Genomic DNA, 16,839 nt, shown 5'->3' on the forward strand with positions numbered 1-16,839 from the left:
GGGTACTTTTTTCCGTGGAGCTTTCTTTGGATGGAATAAAAGACGAAGAAAATGGCCGAAATCTTCGCGAAGATTTTGCCGAACAATCCCATCCGCTCTTCGTTATAGAGTGCATGCGCCTTCAGGCGCGTCCGAGAGAGAGGGATGCCCATGCTCGAAGACCTGCGGTTTGCCATCAGGATGATCCGGAAGTCACCCGGCTTCGCGTCGATCGCCATCTTCACCCTGGCTTTGGCCATCGGAGCGAACAGCGCGATTTTCAGTGTCGTGAACGGGGTCCTGTTGAAGCCGCTGCCCTACAGCGAAACCGAGCGCCTGGTCGGCGTTTGGCACACCGCGCCGGGCCTGAACTTTCCGCTGTTGAACGCGTCGCCTTCCACCTATTTCACTTACCGTGAGGAGGGCCGCGTTTTTGAGCAGATCGGGCTCTACGACAACGACTCGTTGACGGTGACAGGGCTGGGCGAACCCGAGCAGGTGGACGCCATGGAATGGACCGAGGGCGTGCTGCAGGTGCTGCGGGTTGCTCCGGCGCTGGGGCGGGCGTTCACCGCGAAGGATATGCAGGTGGGCAGTCCGGATACGGTGATGATGTCCTACTCATACTGGCAGCGCCGCTTCGGTGGTGCGGCGGATACGGTGGGCCGGACATTGACTGTGAACGGGCGGCCCTTTGAGATCATCGGCATCCTGCCGCAGAACTTCCGCTTTCTGGACGAGCGGGCCGATCTGTTCACCCCGTTGCAGTTCAAGCGCGAGGCGCTTTTCGTGGGCAACTTCAGTTATGAGTCGCTGGCGCGGCTGAAGCCCGGCGTGACCCTGGAGCAGGCGAATGCCGACGTGGCGCGCATGCTGCCGCTAATGATGGAGAAGTTTCCCATGGCTCCGGGCATCTCCAAGCAGATGTTCATTGACGCGAAGTTCGGACCGAAGGTCCGGCCGCTGAAAGAGGACGTCGTGGGTGACGCCGGCAATGTCCTGTGGGTGCTGATGGGCGTGGCCGGCGTGGTGCTGGCGATTGCCTGCGCCAATGTGGCCAATCTGCTGCTGGTGCGGGCCGAAGGACGCCAGCAGGAACTCGCATTGCGGACCGCGCTGGGCGCGCACTGGACGCAGATCGCCCGCAAACTGCTGGTGGAGAGCATGACGCTCGGCATCATCGGCGGAGTGCTGGGCCTGGCAGTCGCGTGGGGCGGCGTGAAACTGCTGGTCAGCAAAGGTCCGGCCAACCTCCCGCGGCTCGATCAGATCTCCATCGATGGGTACGTGCTGCTCTATACGCTGGGGATCGCGCTGCTGTCGGGGCTGCTGTTCGGGTTGATTCCCGTCTTCAAGTACGCCACGCCGCACCTTTCGCTCGCCCTGCGCGATGGCGGACGAGGTTCCAGCGAGGGCCGCGAGCATCATCGGACGCGCAAGATCCTGGTGGTTTCCCAGGTCGCGCTGGCGCTGGTCTTGCTGATCAGTTCCGGCCTGATGATCCGGACGTTCCAGAGCATGCGGGAAGTCCAGCCCGGCTTCCAGAACCCGGCCCAGGTGCTGACGATGCGGATCACTATTCCGGAAGCGCAGGTGAAAGACCCGGTGCAGGTGCTGCAACTGCAAGAACGGCTGATCCAGGGGATCCAGGGCGTACCGGGTGTCGTGTCGGCCAGCATGTCGAACAGCGTCACCATGGACGGGAGCAACAGCAACGATCCAATCTTTGTGGAGGACTTCCCGTCGGCGGAAGGGAAGCTGCCGCCCATCCGGCGCTTCAAGCACATCGCGCCGGAGGCCTTCAAGACGATGGGCAATCCGCTCATCGCCGGGCGGGATCTCACCTGGAGCGACATGTACCGGATGGTTCCGGTGGTGATGATCAACGAGGCGCTGGCGCGCGAGTACTGGAAGGACCCGGCCAAGGCGCTGGGGCGTCGGATCCGCGAAACGCCCACCTCCGCGTGGCGCGAAATCATCGGAGTGGTGGGCAACGAGTACGACAACGGAGTCCACAAAGAGGCGCCGAAGATTGTGTACTGGCCCAGCCTGATCCCGCAATTCTGGGGCGAGAAGATGAACGTGCGGCGCTCGATGACCTTCATCGTCCGTAGCCCGCGGGTGGGTTCGGCGGCCTTCCTGAAGGAAGTGCAGGCCGCGGTCTGGGCCGTCAACCCGTCGCTGCCCACGGCCAATGTCAGAACGCTGCAGGCGATCTACGACCGGTCGATGGTGCGCACCACGTTTACACTGTTGATGCTTGCCCTGGCGGGCGGTGTGGCGCTGATCCTGGGCGTGGTGGGCATCTACGGCGTGATCGCCTATGCGGTGTCGAGAAGGACGCGTGAGATCGGCATCCGCATCGCTCTCGGAGCGCAGCAGGGACAGGTGCAGGGGTTGTTTCTCCGCGACGGGGCGGTGCTCATCGCGATTGGGCTTGTCCTGGGGCTGGCCGCTTCGGCCGGTGTCACCCGCACGCTGTCGACTTTGCTTTTTGGCGTGAAGCCGATGGATGCCGGGACGTACGCGGTCGTGTCCGCTGGCCTGGCCGCCGCGGCCCTGCTGGCGTGTTACCTGCCCGCGCGGCGGGCGACGTCGGTGGATCCGGCCAGCGCGCTGCGCAGCGAGTAGCGGCGCCAGCGGAGTTGCAACTCCAGAAATCCCTTTGGGATACTCGCTGCCAGGACCGCCGGCCCGTGGCGGCGGCCTGGAGCCACTCATGTCCATCGACCCTTCCGGCCTCGCGCCGGCCAAGATTGACGCAGCACAATCGCGAGGACGGGTGGGCGTATTCGGCATCGGGCTGGCTGCCTACTGGCCGCAGTTTCCGGGCCTGCGTGAGCGCTTGTGCGGCTACCAGGCAGAGGTGGAAGCGCACGTCGCCGGGCTCGGCCTGGAGGTGGTCTCGGCCGGGTTGGTGGATTCGGCCACAGGCGCACAGGACGCGGCGCGGCTGTTCGCGGCATCCGATCTGGACCTGATCCTGTGCTACGTCGGCACCTATGCGACGTCCTCGCAGGTGCTGCCCGTGGTGCAGCGGGCCAAACTGCCGGTGCTGGTGCTGAACCTGCAGCCTGTGCAGGCGCTCGACTACGAGAACGTCGACACGGGCGAGTGGCTGGCCAACTGCTCCACCTGCTGCGTGCCGGAGATCTCGAACGCGTTCGCCCGGGCGCGGGTCCAGTTTCGAGTGGTGTCGGGCACGCTGCGTGACGACCCCGAAGCCTGGGGCGCAATCGAGGAGTGGTGCCTGGCGGCGCGCGCGGCGGCGGCGCTGCGGTCGAGCCGCATCGGATTCCTCGGCCACACGTACCCAGGCATGCTCGACATGTATTCCGACTTCACGATGGTCAGCGCGCAGACTGGGGCGCATATCGAGATCCTTGAGATGTGCGACCTCGACCGCTGCGTGCGCGAAGCAGCCGCGGAAGAGGTGGCGGATAAATCGAGGGTCGCGCGAGAGATGTTCACGCTGGAGAACGTGTCCGAGGGCGATCTCGAATGGGCGGCGCGCGTGGCGGCGGGGCTCGACCGCCTGGTGGCGGGCTTCTCGCTGAACGGTCTCACCTATTACTACCGCGGCCTGGACGGCAATCCGTACGAGCGGCTGGGCGCGGGCGTGATTCTCGGGAATTCGCTGCTGACCGCGCGCGGCATTCCGGCCAGCGGCGAAGGCGACCTCAAGACTTGTCTCGCGATGATGATTCTCGACCGCCTGGGCGCCGGCGGCTCGTTCACCGAGTTTTACGCGATGGACTTTCGCGAGAACTTCGTTCTGATGGGGCACGACGGGCCGGGCCACCTGGCGATCACTGACCGGAAGCCGGTGCTGCGCGGGTTGGTTCTCTATCACGGCAAGCGCGGCAGCGGCGTCAGTGTCGAGTTCAACGTGAAGACGGGGCCGGTGACGCTGCTGGCGATGACGCAGACGGCTGAGGGTTCGTTGAAGATGATCACGGCGCAGGGCGTCTCGGAGCCCGGCCCGACGATGAGAATCGGCAACACGAATTCACGGCTCCGCTTCCCGCTGGGACCGCGTGAATTCGTGAATCGATGGTGCGCCGAGGGTCCGACACACCACTGCGCGCTGGGCGTCGGCCACGTGGAACGGACCATCGCAAAACTAGGTGAACTGCTGCAGATTCCCGTGGTCAGTGTGTGCTGAACGGCCCGCGCCCGCCCGGCCTCGACTTGAGATAAGCTTACGAGGCAAGAAGCGAGGAATCGCCATGAGTGAAAACCAAACAGACACCACTTCCCGCCGCCAGTTTCTGAGCAACACCGGCCGCACTGCCGGCGTTTCCGCCCTGGCCGGCATCGCGCTGCCGCACGTACATGCGGCGGAGAACAACACGATTTCCGTGGCCCTGGTTGGCTGCGGCGGCCGTGGCACAGGAGCCGCGGTGAATGCCCTGTCGGTGACCAACGGCCCCGTCAAGCTCGTGGCCATGGCCGATGTCGTGCCAAAGAAGATGAGCGACAGCTACGACAAGCTGAAGACTCAGTTCGCGGGCCAGGTGGACGTTCCGCCGGAGCGGCGCTTCCTGGGCTTCGACGCCTACAGACAAGCGATGGATGCCATGAAGCCGGGCGATGTGGTGATCCTCGGGACGCCCCCCGCGTTCCGCTGGGTTCAGTTCACGCACGCCATTGACCGCGGGCTCCACACGTTCATGGAGAAGCCTGTGACGGTGGATGGCCCCACGACGAAGCGCATGTTGAAGCTGGGCGAGCAGGCCAGCCAGAAGAACCTCAAGGTGGGTGTCGGCCTGATGGTGCGCCACTGCCGCGCTCGGCAGGAACTGCTCGACCGCATCAAACAGGGGCAGATCGGCGAAATCGTGGCGATGCGCGCATACCGCATGGGCCAGGGCGGCGGCACGGCTCCGCCGAAGCCGGAAGGCATCAGCGAGCTTACATACCAGATCTCCCGTTTCCACGCGTTTCTCTGGGCGAGCGGCGGCGTCTTCAGCGACTACTACATCCACCAGATCGACGAATGCAGTTGGATGAAGGGCGCCTGGCCGGTAGAGGCGCATGCCGTCGGCGGACGCCACTACCGCGGCGATTCGCTCGATCAGAACTTCGACGTTTACTCCGTCCAATACACCTTCCCTGACGGCACGAAGCTGTTCTTCGATGGCCGGAACATGGCGGGCGCCCGTGACGAGTTCGCCAGTTATGCCCACGGCTCGAAGGGCTCGGCGGTGATCTCCACCATGTCGCATACACCCGGCATGACAAGGATTTACAAGGGTCAGAAGATCCCGACAGTCACTTCCAAGAAGGATCTGCCGCTGCCGGAAGATCCCAATCTGGTGTGGGCCTATCCGCAGCCGGAAAAGAGCCCGTATCAGTATGAGTGGGACGACCTGATGGAAGCGATCCGGAAGGACAAGCCCTACAACGAAGTGAAGCGCGGCGCTGAAGCGAGCCTGGTGGCGTCGATGGGCCGCATGGCCGCGCACACGGGCCAGATCATCACCTTCGACCAGATGATGAACTGCCCGCACGAGTTCGCTCCGGATGTAGACAAACTGACAATGGACGGGCCGCCTCCGCTGCGGCTGGGACCGGACGGCAAGTATCCGGTGCCGGAACCCGGTATCAAGAAGGACCGGGAATACTAGATCGCGGCGGCGTCCGCCAGCAAAAAAGCTCGAAATTGCTGATGGACTACCAATTCAGTGGGGAGTAGACTTCCGAACTGAGATAGCCTGGATATCTCAATTCTTGACATGAAAGTGTTGGAAGGCAGCTCCCCCATACCTGCCTCAAGTTGGGGGCATACAAGGCCGGCGGAGCGCTGGGTGGCTCCGGCGGCCGGCCCTGCGTCAGTTCATTCGTGGATCCTGGCGCTCCTGCTGGTTGCCGGCGCGATGGCTGCCTTCGCGCAGGACCCGCCGCTCTCCACCGACTACGTTGTCAGCAACTGGCAGACGGAACAGGGCTTGCCCGAGAATTCCGCCACTTCCCTTGTCCACACCCCCGATGGTCACCTCTGGTTCGGCACGTTCCGCGGGCTGGTGCGCTTTGACGGGCATAAGTTCACGGTCTTCGACCAAAGCCGGATCCCGGCACTGCCCGATCCGGGCATTGTGAACCTGCATCTTGACCGTGCGGGCGAACTCTGGATCAGTACCGTATCCGGGCTGGCCCATGGGCATGAGGGGGCGTGGACCGTATTCGGCCCGCAACAGGGCTGGACCGGAACGTATATCCGGCACTTTGCCGACGCGGCTGACGGCTCAGTCTTCCTGATCACTTTCAAGCAGGAGATCTTCCGCTTTGCCGGCGGCCGGTTCACCCAACTCTCCGCTCCACCGGGACGATTGGATCCGACATTTATCTTTGCGGACAAGGGCGGCCAGGTGCGAGCGGTGAACCGCGATTTCAGCAGTGTGTGGACATCCGGCGGGTGGCAGAGCGTTCCGCTGCCGAAGGAGATCGGGCAGGGCGCCCTCCCCTGGTGGGGTGTAGCCCAGGACGGGCTGCTGTGGGTTCTGAAGCACGACACTCTGTACAAACTGGATGGTGGCCGGATTGTGTCGAAGGTGCACCTGAATCAGCCCATCGTCGACCTGTGGTCCCTGACGGAGGACAGTACCGGTTGGTTGTGGGGCTGCTCCTCGCGGTTGGGGTTATACCGGATCAGCGCAGATGGGCAGGTGAACCGCTATTCCACAGCCACCGGACTGCCCAGCAACGGGGTTCGCTTTGTCTATGAGGACCACCGCGGCAACCGCTGGATTGGGACGGATGGCGGCGGCCTGGTGCGCATCCGGGAGAAGCGGCTGAAGACCATCAGCACGGAGAGCGGGCTGCCGGACTTTCCCGTGAAGGCCGCAGCGCCCGCGCGCGATGGCCGCGTCTTCATCGCAACCTTCGGGGCGGGCCTCTATCAGTTCAAGGACAACCATCTGACACGGCTTACCGTGCCGGATGACACGGAACTTTATCCGCAGACCCTGCTGGTCGACCACTCGGACACGCTCTGGTTGGGCGCCTTTGATCGTGGGCTTTACCAGTGGCGGAGCGGGCGCATCCGTCAGGTGCTGAAGCCCGCCGACGGGTACCAGAACATCGAGAGTATCTTCGAGGATTCGCAGGGACGGGTGTGGGTCTCTGAGACGCACGGCCGGACGGCGCGGTTCAGCGGCGAAACTGTCACCGAGTATGCCGCGCCGGCTCAACGCAGGGGCATTCCTATCCGATGTGTCGCGCAGGACCGGGTTACCGGGGCGATCTGGGCCGCCGGCGATTCCGGCCTGTTTCAGTTCGTGGACGGGCAGGGCTTTCAGCCCGTCAGGGACGCGCAAGGCAAACCGCTGCCGCCGCTGGTGACGATCTTCCCCCTGGACGGGCAGGGCGTGTGGGCGGCCCCCTCCACTGGCGGACTGCTGCTGTGGAAGGACGGCAAGGCGGTACCGCTGGATTCCGGCCAGATGCCCGCGGCGATCGTCGGGGGCATGCTGGAGCAGGGCGGTCATATCTGGATGGCTACCAATCGCGGCGTCTGGCGCTTTCGCAAGGCCGATCTCCTGCTGGCCGCCAACGGCGGCACGAAGCCCTGCGAGTGGCAGCAGTTTGATCGCGACGATGGCCTGCCCAGCCTCGAATGCTCCTTCGACCATCAGCCAGCCATCCAGTCTGACGGGCAGGGCCGCATCTGGGTACCTACCCTGAAAGGCGTCGCCATCCTGGATCCCCTGCGGCTGCGATTGCGGACGGATCCCATACCTGCCCGGATCGAGGAGGTCGTCTATCTGACGAGGGACGGCGCGCAGCATCGCATCCCCGTAACGGGCGTGGAGCCGGTGCGCATCCCGCCCGGCAGCCTGGATGTCCATGTGTTGTACACCGCCCTGGATCTCTCCAACCAGGACAAGATCCGCTTTGCCTATGCTCTCTCGCAGGATGGCACCGAGGTGGCTTCCGGCGAGCGCACTGAGCGGGAAATCGTCTTCGCCAAGCTGCCGCCGGGTGAGTATCGCTTTGGCTTACGGGTGCGGAACTCCGACGGCTATTGGAATCCCAACGCGGTGGAGATCCGGTTGATCCGGGAGCCTTTCCATTGGGAAACCGGGTGGTTCCGCGCCCTAATTGCCCTGTTCTCCTTTACGACTGTCATCGGAGTCGTCCTTTTTGGAGCCCGGCGGCAGTCCGTCAAGCAGTTGCGGCGGCTGTCGAAGGAGAAACTGCGCGCCGAGACAGAGGCGCGGTTGCTGCACTCCACTCGCATGGAGAGCATCGGACGCCTCGCGGGCGGCGTGGCCCACGATTTCAACAATCTGCTCACCATCGTCAACGGCTATTCCGAAATGCTGCTGCTCGAAGTGGCTGGGGACGAGGGGAAGCTGGCCAAGGTGCAGAGCATCCGGGCGGCCGGCCAGCGCGCGGCCGAGTTGACGCAGCAGTTGCTGGCTTTCAGCCGGAGCCAGGCCGAAAACCTGGTCCCCCTGGAGCTCAACGCCGTGGTCCGTGATACCGCCAAGCTGCTGCAACGGCTTGTCGGCGAAAGTGTCCGGTTGGAGCTGCAGTTGGAAGAAGGGCTGGGTTCCATCAACGGGGACAGGACGCAACTGGGCCAGATACTGCTGAACCTGGTCGTGAATGCCCGTGATGCCATGCCCGACGGCGGCGCCGTGGTGATCCGGACGAACCGGGAACTGGTGGCGGCCGGCTCTTCCTCCACAAATCCTGGATTGGAGCCCGGGCCCTATGCCGTGCTCAGCGTGGAAGACACCGGGGTAGGCATGGATCTCGAGACGATCCGGCACGCGTTCGAACCCTTCTTCACGACGAAGCCTCCCGGCAAAGGAACCGGCATGGGGCTGGCGATTGTCTACGGCGTCGTGAAGCGGGCCGGAGGACGGATCGACGTGGAGAGCAGCGTGGGCCGGGGATCGCGGTTTGTGATTCACTTCCCGGTGGTCAGCACGGCTGCCGCCGAACCTGAACCCGAACCGGAGCCCGAAGCCGCACAACCCGATTGCCGCTATGCGACGATCCTTCTTGTGGAAGACGATCCCGGGGTGCGGAGCGTCGCTTCGCGGATTCTCAGCTCCAACGGATATCGCGTGCTGGAGGCCGCCGGAGGGGCTGAGGCGCTGGCTTTGCTGGAAGGGCAGGCCCCCGCGCCGGACCTGATGCTTTCCGATATCATCATGCCGGGGATGTCGGGCTATGTCCTGGCTGACCGCGTGGCCTTGCTCCGGCCGGAACTCAAGGTGATCTTCGTCTCAGGCTACTCGGGTCCGGCTACCGAAGGGGCAACCGCGAAGCAGGATGAAACACCCACGCTGCGTAAGCCGTTCACCAGCGCCGCGCTGCTGGCCTCGGTGCGGCAGGCGCTTGCCAGCAACGAGACGCTGAGCGGGGACTAGGCAAAGAGCCCGTCGACCGCGTGGCCCTTGGCATCCTTGGTCACGTAGAAAGGCCGCTTCTCAAAGACTTCGGCGTAGTCGTGGGGAATGCCCAGCGACTTGTAGATGCTGGCGTGCAGGTCCTCGATGGTGACCGGATCCCTGACCACCTTGCAGGGCCGCTCCTCTGCTGTCTCTCCATACACGGAACCTTTCTTCATCCCGCCGCCGAAGAGCAGGACGCTGGATGCTTCAGTGAAATGCCGGTGCATGCCGTAGTGCTTCGGCTCCGTCATCAGGTCGGGCTGTTTCACCTGGTCCTGCACCGTGTTGCCGGGCTTGCCCTCAGTGACCATGTCGCGGCCGAACTCGCTGGCCAGCACGATGAGCGTGCGATCCAGCAGGCCGCGCTCTTCCAGGTCGAGGATGAGCTGAGATACGGGCCGGTCGATGGTCTCCTTCATGCCCTGTGCGCGGGTGTGGCCGTTCTCATGCGTGTCCCAGTAGCGGAAGGGGATGTACTCGGTGGACACTTCGACGAAGCGCACACCGGCCTCCACCAGGCGGCGCGCCAGCAGGCAGCCCTGGCCGAAGCGGCTGGTGTTGTAGATGTCGTACTTGGCCTTCGGCTCCAGGTCGAGGTCGAAGGCCTTCGCGGCCGGCGACATCAGCAGGCGGTGGGCGTTCTCGACGGAACGCAGCAGCGATTCCTTCTGCGCATCGCTGCCGGAGGCCATGAGGCCATTGCTTCGCATCAGGTGCTGGTAAGTCTCGAAGCGGCGCTTGAAACGCAGTTCGCTGAACTCCTTGGGCGGGCGCACGGCTGAGACCGCGTCAGACGGGTCCGGGATGTTGAAGGGAGCGAACTCGCTGCCCAGGAAACCCGAGGTCGTATACGCCTTCACAGAATCGCTCTCGGCCCCGATCTCCAGGTTCTGGCCGATGTTGACGAAGGCCGGCACGTCCGGCTTGCGCGGGCCCAGGATCTTCGCGATCCACGAACCCATGTGCGGCACGGGTACGGGCTGAGGCGGAGCATAGCCGGTGTGCCAGTGGTACTGATGCTTGGAGTGCAGGATGAAGCCCAGGTCGCCCACGCGGTGCGACCGCAGCAGCGTGCCGCGATCCATCACCTTGGCGAGGCGCTCCAGCCCTTCCGAGATCCGCACGCCATCCACGCTGGTGGGGATCGAGCCGAAGGTGCTCAGCACTTCGCTCGACGGGCGGCCGGGTTCAAACTCCGTCTTCCGCTTGGGATCGAAGGTCTCGGTCTGCGCCATGCCGCCCGCCATCCAGAGCAGGATCATGCAGTCCGCTTTGGCCGGCAGCAGCTTGTTGCCGCCTTGTCCGAACGCCGGAGTGACCGCGGCGGCGGCCGCGCTTGCCAACAGTTCTCGTCGCGTCATCATGGTGGAGCCCCTAACGGATGAACTGAAACTCGGGTGAAAGCAGCACGGTCCAGAGCAGGTCCTGCAGTCCTTCGCGATCCACCCGGCCGCTTTTGGCGACGAGCTCGGCGGCGATGCGCAGTTCCTCTGGCGCGGGCTGGCGGCTGAGCGCGTGTTCGTACACCTGCCCCACCAGGCCCTCGGGCGTCCGGGCGGCCTTGGGGCGGGGCAATGGCGGTTCACCGGTGGCCGCCACCAGTTTGCGCGGATTGGGGGCCTCGTCGAAAACGAACCCGCGGACGGCGGGCGAGATGTCCGATTGATTCGAGCTGGGATCCACAGTCAGCAGGGCCTGGAACCGCGTATAGCCCTTGCCCTTGAGGTCCAGCAGCGTCTCTTTGCCCAGCACAACATCGCCCGGGACCGGCGCCGCCCCGCCCGGTCCGATGAGTTGGGCGTCCCGCCAAACCAGCTTCACACGGGACGGATCGTAGGAATCGACGTCGGTGACCAGCAGATGCAGCTCGTTTCGGCCGGTAATGTCGATGTCCACCTTGGCCTTGCCGTTGCTGCGCAGGGTGCCGCTGTCGAACAGGCTCGCCGGGGCCGGATCCGGCTGATCGGTCAGCCGTTTGGCGCCGTCGCTCAGCCAGTCGTTCAGGACGCGCCCGTTGGTCAGTTCCAGCGCCTGCAGGGTGGTGGAATCGGTCTGGCGCTCCGTCACCGCGCCGTCGCGGGTCGGGCGGCCCAGCGCCCGGGTCATCGAATTGGCTTTGAACCGCCACTCCCTGGCATACTGGCCCGGCGTTGGGCGGTTGTCCACGCGGGTGCGCCACTCGCCGGTGAGGGTAGCGATCGCGTCGGCAAACTGCTCGGCGGTCATGCGCCGCGGCCAGGGGCCTTGGAACACGTAGCTTGCGTCGCGCAGGTTGCCGCCCGCCACGCTCGGGCTCTGGTAGGCCTTCGAGAGCATCAGCGTGCGCAGCAGGTGCTTCATGTCATAGCCGTGCGCGACGAAATCCGCGGCCAGCCACTCCATCAGTTCTGGATTCCAGGCAGGTCCTTCCATCTCATCGATGGGCTCCACCAGTCCGCGGCCGAACAGTTGCCGCCAGATGCGGTTGACGATCGTCCGGGCGAACAGGCCGTTGTCTTTGGAAGTGAACATGCGCGCCGCGGCCGCCCGCTTCTCTTCCACGGCCGCTTTGGCGTCGATCCCGCCCAGTTCCGGGAACAGGAAGGTCGTCTCGGCCATCTTGCCCGTCGCCATGTCGCACTTCACGATCTCCAGCGGTTCGTTGGTGAAGAAACTGGCCAGCGCATAGGCCTCGCGCAACTTCCAGTGGCTGATGAAGCTGTCGTGGCAGGAATTGCACTTCAGGTTGATCCCCAGGAACACCTGTGCGGAGTTCTGGGCGGCCTGCATGGCCGGAGTCTGCGACGCGTTCACCGTCCCGCGCCAGGTGACGCCGCGCACAAACCCGGCCGGACCATCCTTGCCGGCGGGTGCGAGCAGCGTACGGACGAACTCGTCGTAGGGTTTGTTCTCCTCCAGCGACTTCAGCAGCCACGGAGAGATGGAGGCGCGGTCGCCGTGATAGATGACGCCTTCGTCGTTGTGCAGCAGGTCGTTCCAGAAGCTGATCCAGTTCTCGGCGTAGTTGCGCTGGTTGGCCAGCAGTTCCTCCACCAGCCGGGCGCGCTTATCGGGCCGAGTGTCGGCCAGGAAGCGGCGCTGCTCTTCGGGTGAGGGCAGCAAACCCCAAAGGTCCAGATAGACGCGGCGGGCGAATACGGCATCCGGAACAACGCCGGGCGCAGCCGCCTTGTGGGCGCGGTAGTAGGCGTCCATCAGGGTGTCGATTCCGCCGGCGGCAGGCGGCTTCAGGGCCAGTGAGAACTTCGCGACGGGCGCCGAGGCCACCTCGCCGCGCGCTCCTTCGTCCACCCAGCGGCGGATCGTGGCGATCTCGCGTTCAGACAGTGGCGCGCCGCCCATGGGCATGCGCGGGCCTTTGGTTCCGTCGATCCGCTGCAGCAGCAGCGACTTGGCGCTTTCTCCGGGGACAATCGCCGCGCCGCTGGTTCCGCCGCGCAGGATGTCAGACCGCATGGCCAGCGACAGGCCGCCCTGTCCGCGAGCACCGTTGTGGCAAGGCAGGCACTTCTCCGCAAAAACAGGGTGCACCTGTCGAGCAAAGTCGACGGTTTGCGCGGAGAGCGCACAGCACATGCCCAGTCCCAGAACAGCCCAGCTGTACAGCATGAAGTGCATTTTAGTACGTCGCGGGTCCGGGGGTGGGCGAAAGCGCGTTCGCCTCGCCGCTGCGCGTACCATGAAGACATGCCCTGGTCCGCAATCGCATCCCTTCTGCTCGCCCTGGCCGTCGCGCTGGGCGCCTTTGGAGCCCATGGGCTCAAGGACCGCCTCGACGCCTACAGCCTGGGGATCTGGGAGAAGGCCGTTTTCTACCACTTCCTCCACGCCCTGGCGCTCCTGATCGTGCCGCTGTTCACGAAAGTGGGCTCCCTGCCGGAACCCGCCGCCAACCGGATCAGCCTGCTGCTCGTGGCCGGGATCCTGCTCTTCAGTGGCAGCCTCTATATCCTGGCCCTGACAGGAGTTAGGACCCTCGGTGCGGTGACACCCCTGGGCGGAGTGGCTTTCATCGCTGCCTGGCTCTATCTCTGCGTAGCGCTCTTCCAGGCCCGCTGATTCGGACCATCCGATAGAATCGACGCGAATTTGTCAGGATTCCTACGATAAGAACCCTTTCCGCATGATCACACGAAGACACCTGCTCCGCGGCGCGTTGGCGGCCATTCCGGCGGGTGGCTGCTACCCCGTCCTGGTGGAGCCGCGCTGGCTGGAGGTCACTCACACCAAGGTGAAGGTGAAGACGCCGGTCCGGCAGCCCTTGAAGATTCTGCAACTGACAGACCTGCATTGGTCCTGGTGTGTGCCCACCTCGCTGATTGAGGACGCGATCGAGCGCGGCCTGGCGAACAATCCCGATATCGTCTGCCTGACGGGCGATTTCATTACGCGGGAGAACGACGTCGACCAGGCCGCCTATTTGCAGCGTCTCCGCCGCCTGGCCCTGGCCCGCCCCACGTTTGCGGTGCTTGGCAATCACGACAGCGGAACCGTCGGGCCGCTCAGGTCGGGCTTCACGAGCCATCGTTTCGTGGAGCGGCTGCTGGAGGACGCGGGCATCCATCTGCTCCACAATCGTTCCCAGTCCATCGACATCCGTGGGCAAAAATGGTGTCTCGCCGGCATCGGCGACCTCTGGTCGGGCGAAGCGGAGCCGGAAAACGCATTCCAGGGTGCCGGCCAGGACATGCCGAGGGTCTTGCTGGCGCACAACCCCGACAGCAAGGTGGTGGTGCAGCCCTACCGGTGGGATCTGATGATCTGCGGCCACACGCACGGCGGCCAGGTGATGGTGCCTTTCGAGGGGCCGCGCTACGCGCCTGTCCGCGACAAGCGGTTTGTTGCCGGACTCCGCCCGTGGGACACACGGCAGATCTATGTGTCCCGGGGCGTCGGCAATCTTGGCGGAATTCGCTGGATGTGCCGGCCGGAAGTCACCCTGCTGGAACTCAGCCAGGGTTGACGGGCCGGTACGGCGGGCAGGTCTAAGCTACCGCGGCTTGGCGGAGCGGCTGAGGCGCAATTCGCTGGTTCCTGGCTGCTTGCTCCCGCATGACGAGCTGGACAAATGCGGGTGCCTTGCTCTGACAGTTGGAGTCTGGATACATGGCCGCGAACAACTGGCGAATCATACCGCTATCAAGGGATCCGGCGATTTGAACTAAATCTCGTCCGGATTGGGAAATACAGGTCTGGCACGACAGCGACACTTCCCGACAGTGTGCTAGTTGCTGGTCGGCCCTCGGTCTCCCCACAGGCATCGGCTATCTCTCCCCAAATGCATTCAACAGCTCTGCACGCTCTTTGTCGTGCTTGGCTTTTCGTCTGCCGCTTTTGTAAACGGGACTCTCTAACCTTACGTGAGGAAAGGCCTTACAAACAGCCGACAGGCGAGGGGGGTGACAAGGTCATGTGAGGGGGGTATCGTACCCCTACTATGAGGGGGTACCAGGGTAGTACTTCCCAGCATCAGGACAGCTCATACAACAAAGGCACATGGACTGGCGAAATTGCCAGCCATGTGCCTGAAAATAAAGGGATATCGTATAAGTTAAGCGAGATGGTTCTGAATCGCGGCGAATACTTCGTCCGGGGCGCCCAGACCCTCGACTTTGTAGTACGTACTGGTACTGTAATGATCGATCAAGGGGGCGGTGCTCCGCACGTAGGCGGAAAGCCGGTTCTTTACCGTATCCTCGCAGTCATCGGCACGTTGCTGAAGGTCGATATGGCAGTTGTCACACTTGCCCGGTTCGGCCGGCGGGTGACTTTGGATGTTATAGATGCTGGAGCACTGCGGGCAGTAGCGGCGATTGCAGGTGCGGGCAATGAGATGCTCGGCCGGCACGTCGATGTGCACCACAGTCGGTTGGGGGTAGCCCAGTTCTTCCAGCAGGCCAGCGAGGTATTTGGCCTGTTCCACGGTCCGCGGGTAGCCATCCAGCATGAAGCCGCCCTTGCAGTCTTCCTGGCCAAGGCGCGAGCGGACGATCTTGTTCACCAGGTCGTCGCTGAGCAGGCCGCCCGTGATGGTCACGCCCGCGGCGATGCGGCCCAGTTCTGAGCCGGCGCGGATCTCGGCCCGGATCATCTCGCCGGTGGAAATGGACGGGATTCCGAAGTGCTTCGCGAGACGCTCCGCCTGTGTGCCCTTGCCGCATCCGGGCGGTCCCAACAGGAGAAGAATACGGGTGGTGGCTGGGGCCTGGATGTGGGGTTCGGTTGCGGTAGTCATTACTGCCTCTAAAGGCAGTCTATCGCCTAGTTTCTGTTTAAGTCAATAAGGTCCCAATATACCGGTAAGGCGCTGCAAGGCGATCTGGAATGCGTCTGGATCGGGCAGCAGGCTGGCCACCAGGAAGCCCTCGCGCTGGAAGTCGTAGAAGTATCCTGGCTGCAGCCAGATGGAGTGGTTTTCCAGCAGCATGAGAGCCCATTCCTCGTCGCTGTGAATGCGCGGCACTTCCAGCATGGCGCACCAGCCGCCTTCCGGTGTCCGGACGCGGCAACTGCTGCCGGCGCTGACCGCCGCCTGGAGGCTGGCCAGGTTTTCAGCCGTGCGGGTCCGGATGGAATGCTGGATTTGCGGGGTCAACTCCAGCCACCGCGCGGCCGCATGCTGGATGGGCGCGCTGACGGGTAGGTAGCTGTCCGCGATCCATTCCAGCCGTTCCAGCGCTTCCGACCTCAACTGGCCCGGTCCAGCCACATGGATCCAGCCGAGCTTCATCTGCGGCAGGCCTGAGATCTTCGACAACCCGCTGAGCGTGAATGTCAGGGCCAGATGCGGCCCTTGCAAGGAGGAGACCCGGCGCGGATCCGCCCTCCAGGCATAGTCGAAGAAGACCTCGTCGGAGATGATCGCCAGGCTGCGGTAAGCTGCGAACTCCTGCAATCTCAACCAGATGTCGTGCTTTATGTAGGTACCGGTGGGATTGTTGGGATTGACCAGGATGATCGCCCGCGTCTCCGGCCGCACCAGGCGGTCCAGTTCGGAGAGGTCGAGCCCCCATGCCAGTTCTTCGACCAGGGGATACTGCACGACGCGTACGGAGTCCAGTTCGGCCAGGCATTCGAACAGGGGATACGAAGGCCGTGGAACCAGCACCGCGTCGCCCGGTTCGCACAATAGCTTGAACAGCCAGCCGTAGGCCTCGCTGGTGCTGCCCGCCAGGATCAGGCTGCCGGGATCCGCCGTCGCGCCCTGGCCGGCGTGCCATTCCGCGATGGCCTCGCGCGCCTCCAGCAACCCGCGCGCGGTGGGCTCGTATGTCAGGGATCGCGCATCCTGCAGGGCGGCCAGGATCTCTTCCCGCGGGTACGCAATGCCTTCGCGCGTCGGATTCGAAACGGTGAGGTCGAGAATGGGCGCACCAGCCGCCTTCAACTCCGCCAAAGCACGGGTGAGGCGATTGGGCGAGAGGCTGGCAGGGGTGCGCCCGGAGAACAA

General features: G+C 64.1%; 10 protein-coding genes. 6 read left to right on the forward strand and 4 right to left on the reverse strand.

The window, feature by feature from the left end:
* Window positions 1–144 precede the first annotated feature (144 nt).
* The 4 genes from IRI77_RS31970 to IRI77_RS31985 all read left to right on the forward strand — a co-directional run bounded on the left by IRI77_RS31970 (window position 145) and on the right by IRI77_RS31985 (window position 9,365).
* Window positions 145–2,610 carry an ABC transporter permease gene (locus tag IRI77_RS31970; protein ID WP_194449000.1) on the forward strand — a complete coding sequence of 822 codons (2,466 nt, stop codon included), beginning with the start codon at window positions 145–147 and terminating at the stop codon, window positions 2,608–2,610.
* 88 nt (window positions 2,611–2,698) lie between these two features.
* Window positions 2,699–4,144: an L-fucose/L-arabinose isomerase family protein gene (locus IRI77_RS31975; protein ID WP_194449001.1), complete on the forward strand. Its 1,446-nt coding sequence runs from the start codon at window positions 2,699–2,701 to the stop codon at window positions 4,142–4,144.
* A 64-nt stretch (window positions 4,145–4,208) separates the two neighbouring features.
* Window positions 4,209–5,609, forward strand: a complete 1,401-nt coding sequence (locus IRI77_RS31980) for a Gfo/Idh/MocA family protein (protein WP_194449002.1) — start codon at window positions 4,209–4,211, stop codon at window positions 5,607–5,609.
* A 108-nt stretch (window positions 5,610–5,717) separates the two neighbouring features.
* Entirely contained in the window at window positions 5,718–9,365 is a 3,648-nt protein-coding gene (locus IRI77_RS31985) for a hybrid sensor histidine kinase/response regulator (protein ID WP_194449003.1), read from the forward strand.
* On the opposite strand, the gene IRI77_RS31990 is transcribed toward IRI77_RS31985, so the two are convergent.
* A complete protein-coding gene (locus IRI77_RS31990; protein ID WP_194449004.1) occupies window positions 9,362–10,753 on the reverse strand; it encodes a DUF1501 domain-containing protein in 1,392 nt (463 codons plus the stop codon). The two genes, IRI77_RS31985 and IRI77_RS31990, sit on opposite strands and share 4 nt — an antisense overlap.
* 10 nt (window positions 10,754–10,763) lie before the next feature.
* The gene (locus IRI77_RS31995; protein ID WP_194449005.1) at window positions 10,764–12,998 is read right to left on the reverse strand and encodes a DUF1549 domain-containing protein; all 2,235 of its coding nucleotides are present in this window, start codon (window positions 12,996–12,998) and stop codon (window positions 10,764–10,766) included.
* 78 nt (window positions 12,999–13,076) lie between these two features.
* Here IRI77_RS31995 and IRI77_RS32000 point away from each other — a divergent pair, with 78 nt between their 5' ends.
* Window positions 13,077–13,448: a DUF423 domain-containing protein gene (locus tag IRI77_RS32000; protein WP_194449006.1), complete on the forward strand. Its 372-nt coding sequence runs from the start codon at window positions 13,077–13,079 to the stop codon at window positions 13,446–13,448.
* 64 nt (window positions 13,449–13,512) lie between these two features.
* Window positions 13,513–14,352 carry a phosphodiesterase YaeI gene (gene yaeI / locus IRI77_RS32005; protein WP_194449007.1) on the forward strand — a complete coding sequence of 280 codons (840 nt, stop codon included), beginning with the start codon at window positions 13,513–13,515 and terminating at the stop codon, window positions 14,350–14,352.
* A gap of 588 nt (window positions 14,353–14,940) precedes the next feature.
* Here yaeI and IRI77_RS32010 read toward each other — a convergent pair.
* The gene (locus IRI77_RS32010) at window positions 14,941–15,624 is read right to left on the reverse strand and encodes an adenylate kinase (RefSeq protein WP_194449008.1); all 684 of its coding nucleotides are present in this window, start codon (window positions 15,622–15,624) and stop codon (window positions 14,941–14,943) included.
* A gap of 42 nt (window positions 15,625–15,666) precedes the next feature.
* On the reverse strand, window positions 15,667–16,839 hold the full coding sequence (locus IRI77_RS32015) for a pyridoxal phosphate-dependent aminotransferase (RefSeq protein WP_194449009.1): 1,173 nt from the start codon (window positions 16,837–16,839) through the stop codon (window positions 15,667–15,669).

This window comes from Paludibaculum fermentans, assembly GCF_015277775.1.
Taxonomy (GTDB): domain Bacteria; phylum Acidobacteriota; class Terriglobia; order Bryobacterales; family Bryobacteraceae; genus Paludibaculum; species Paludibaculum fermentans.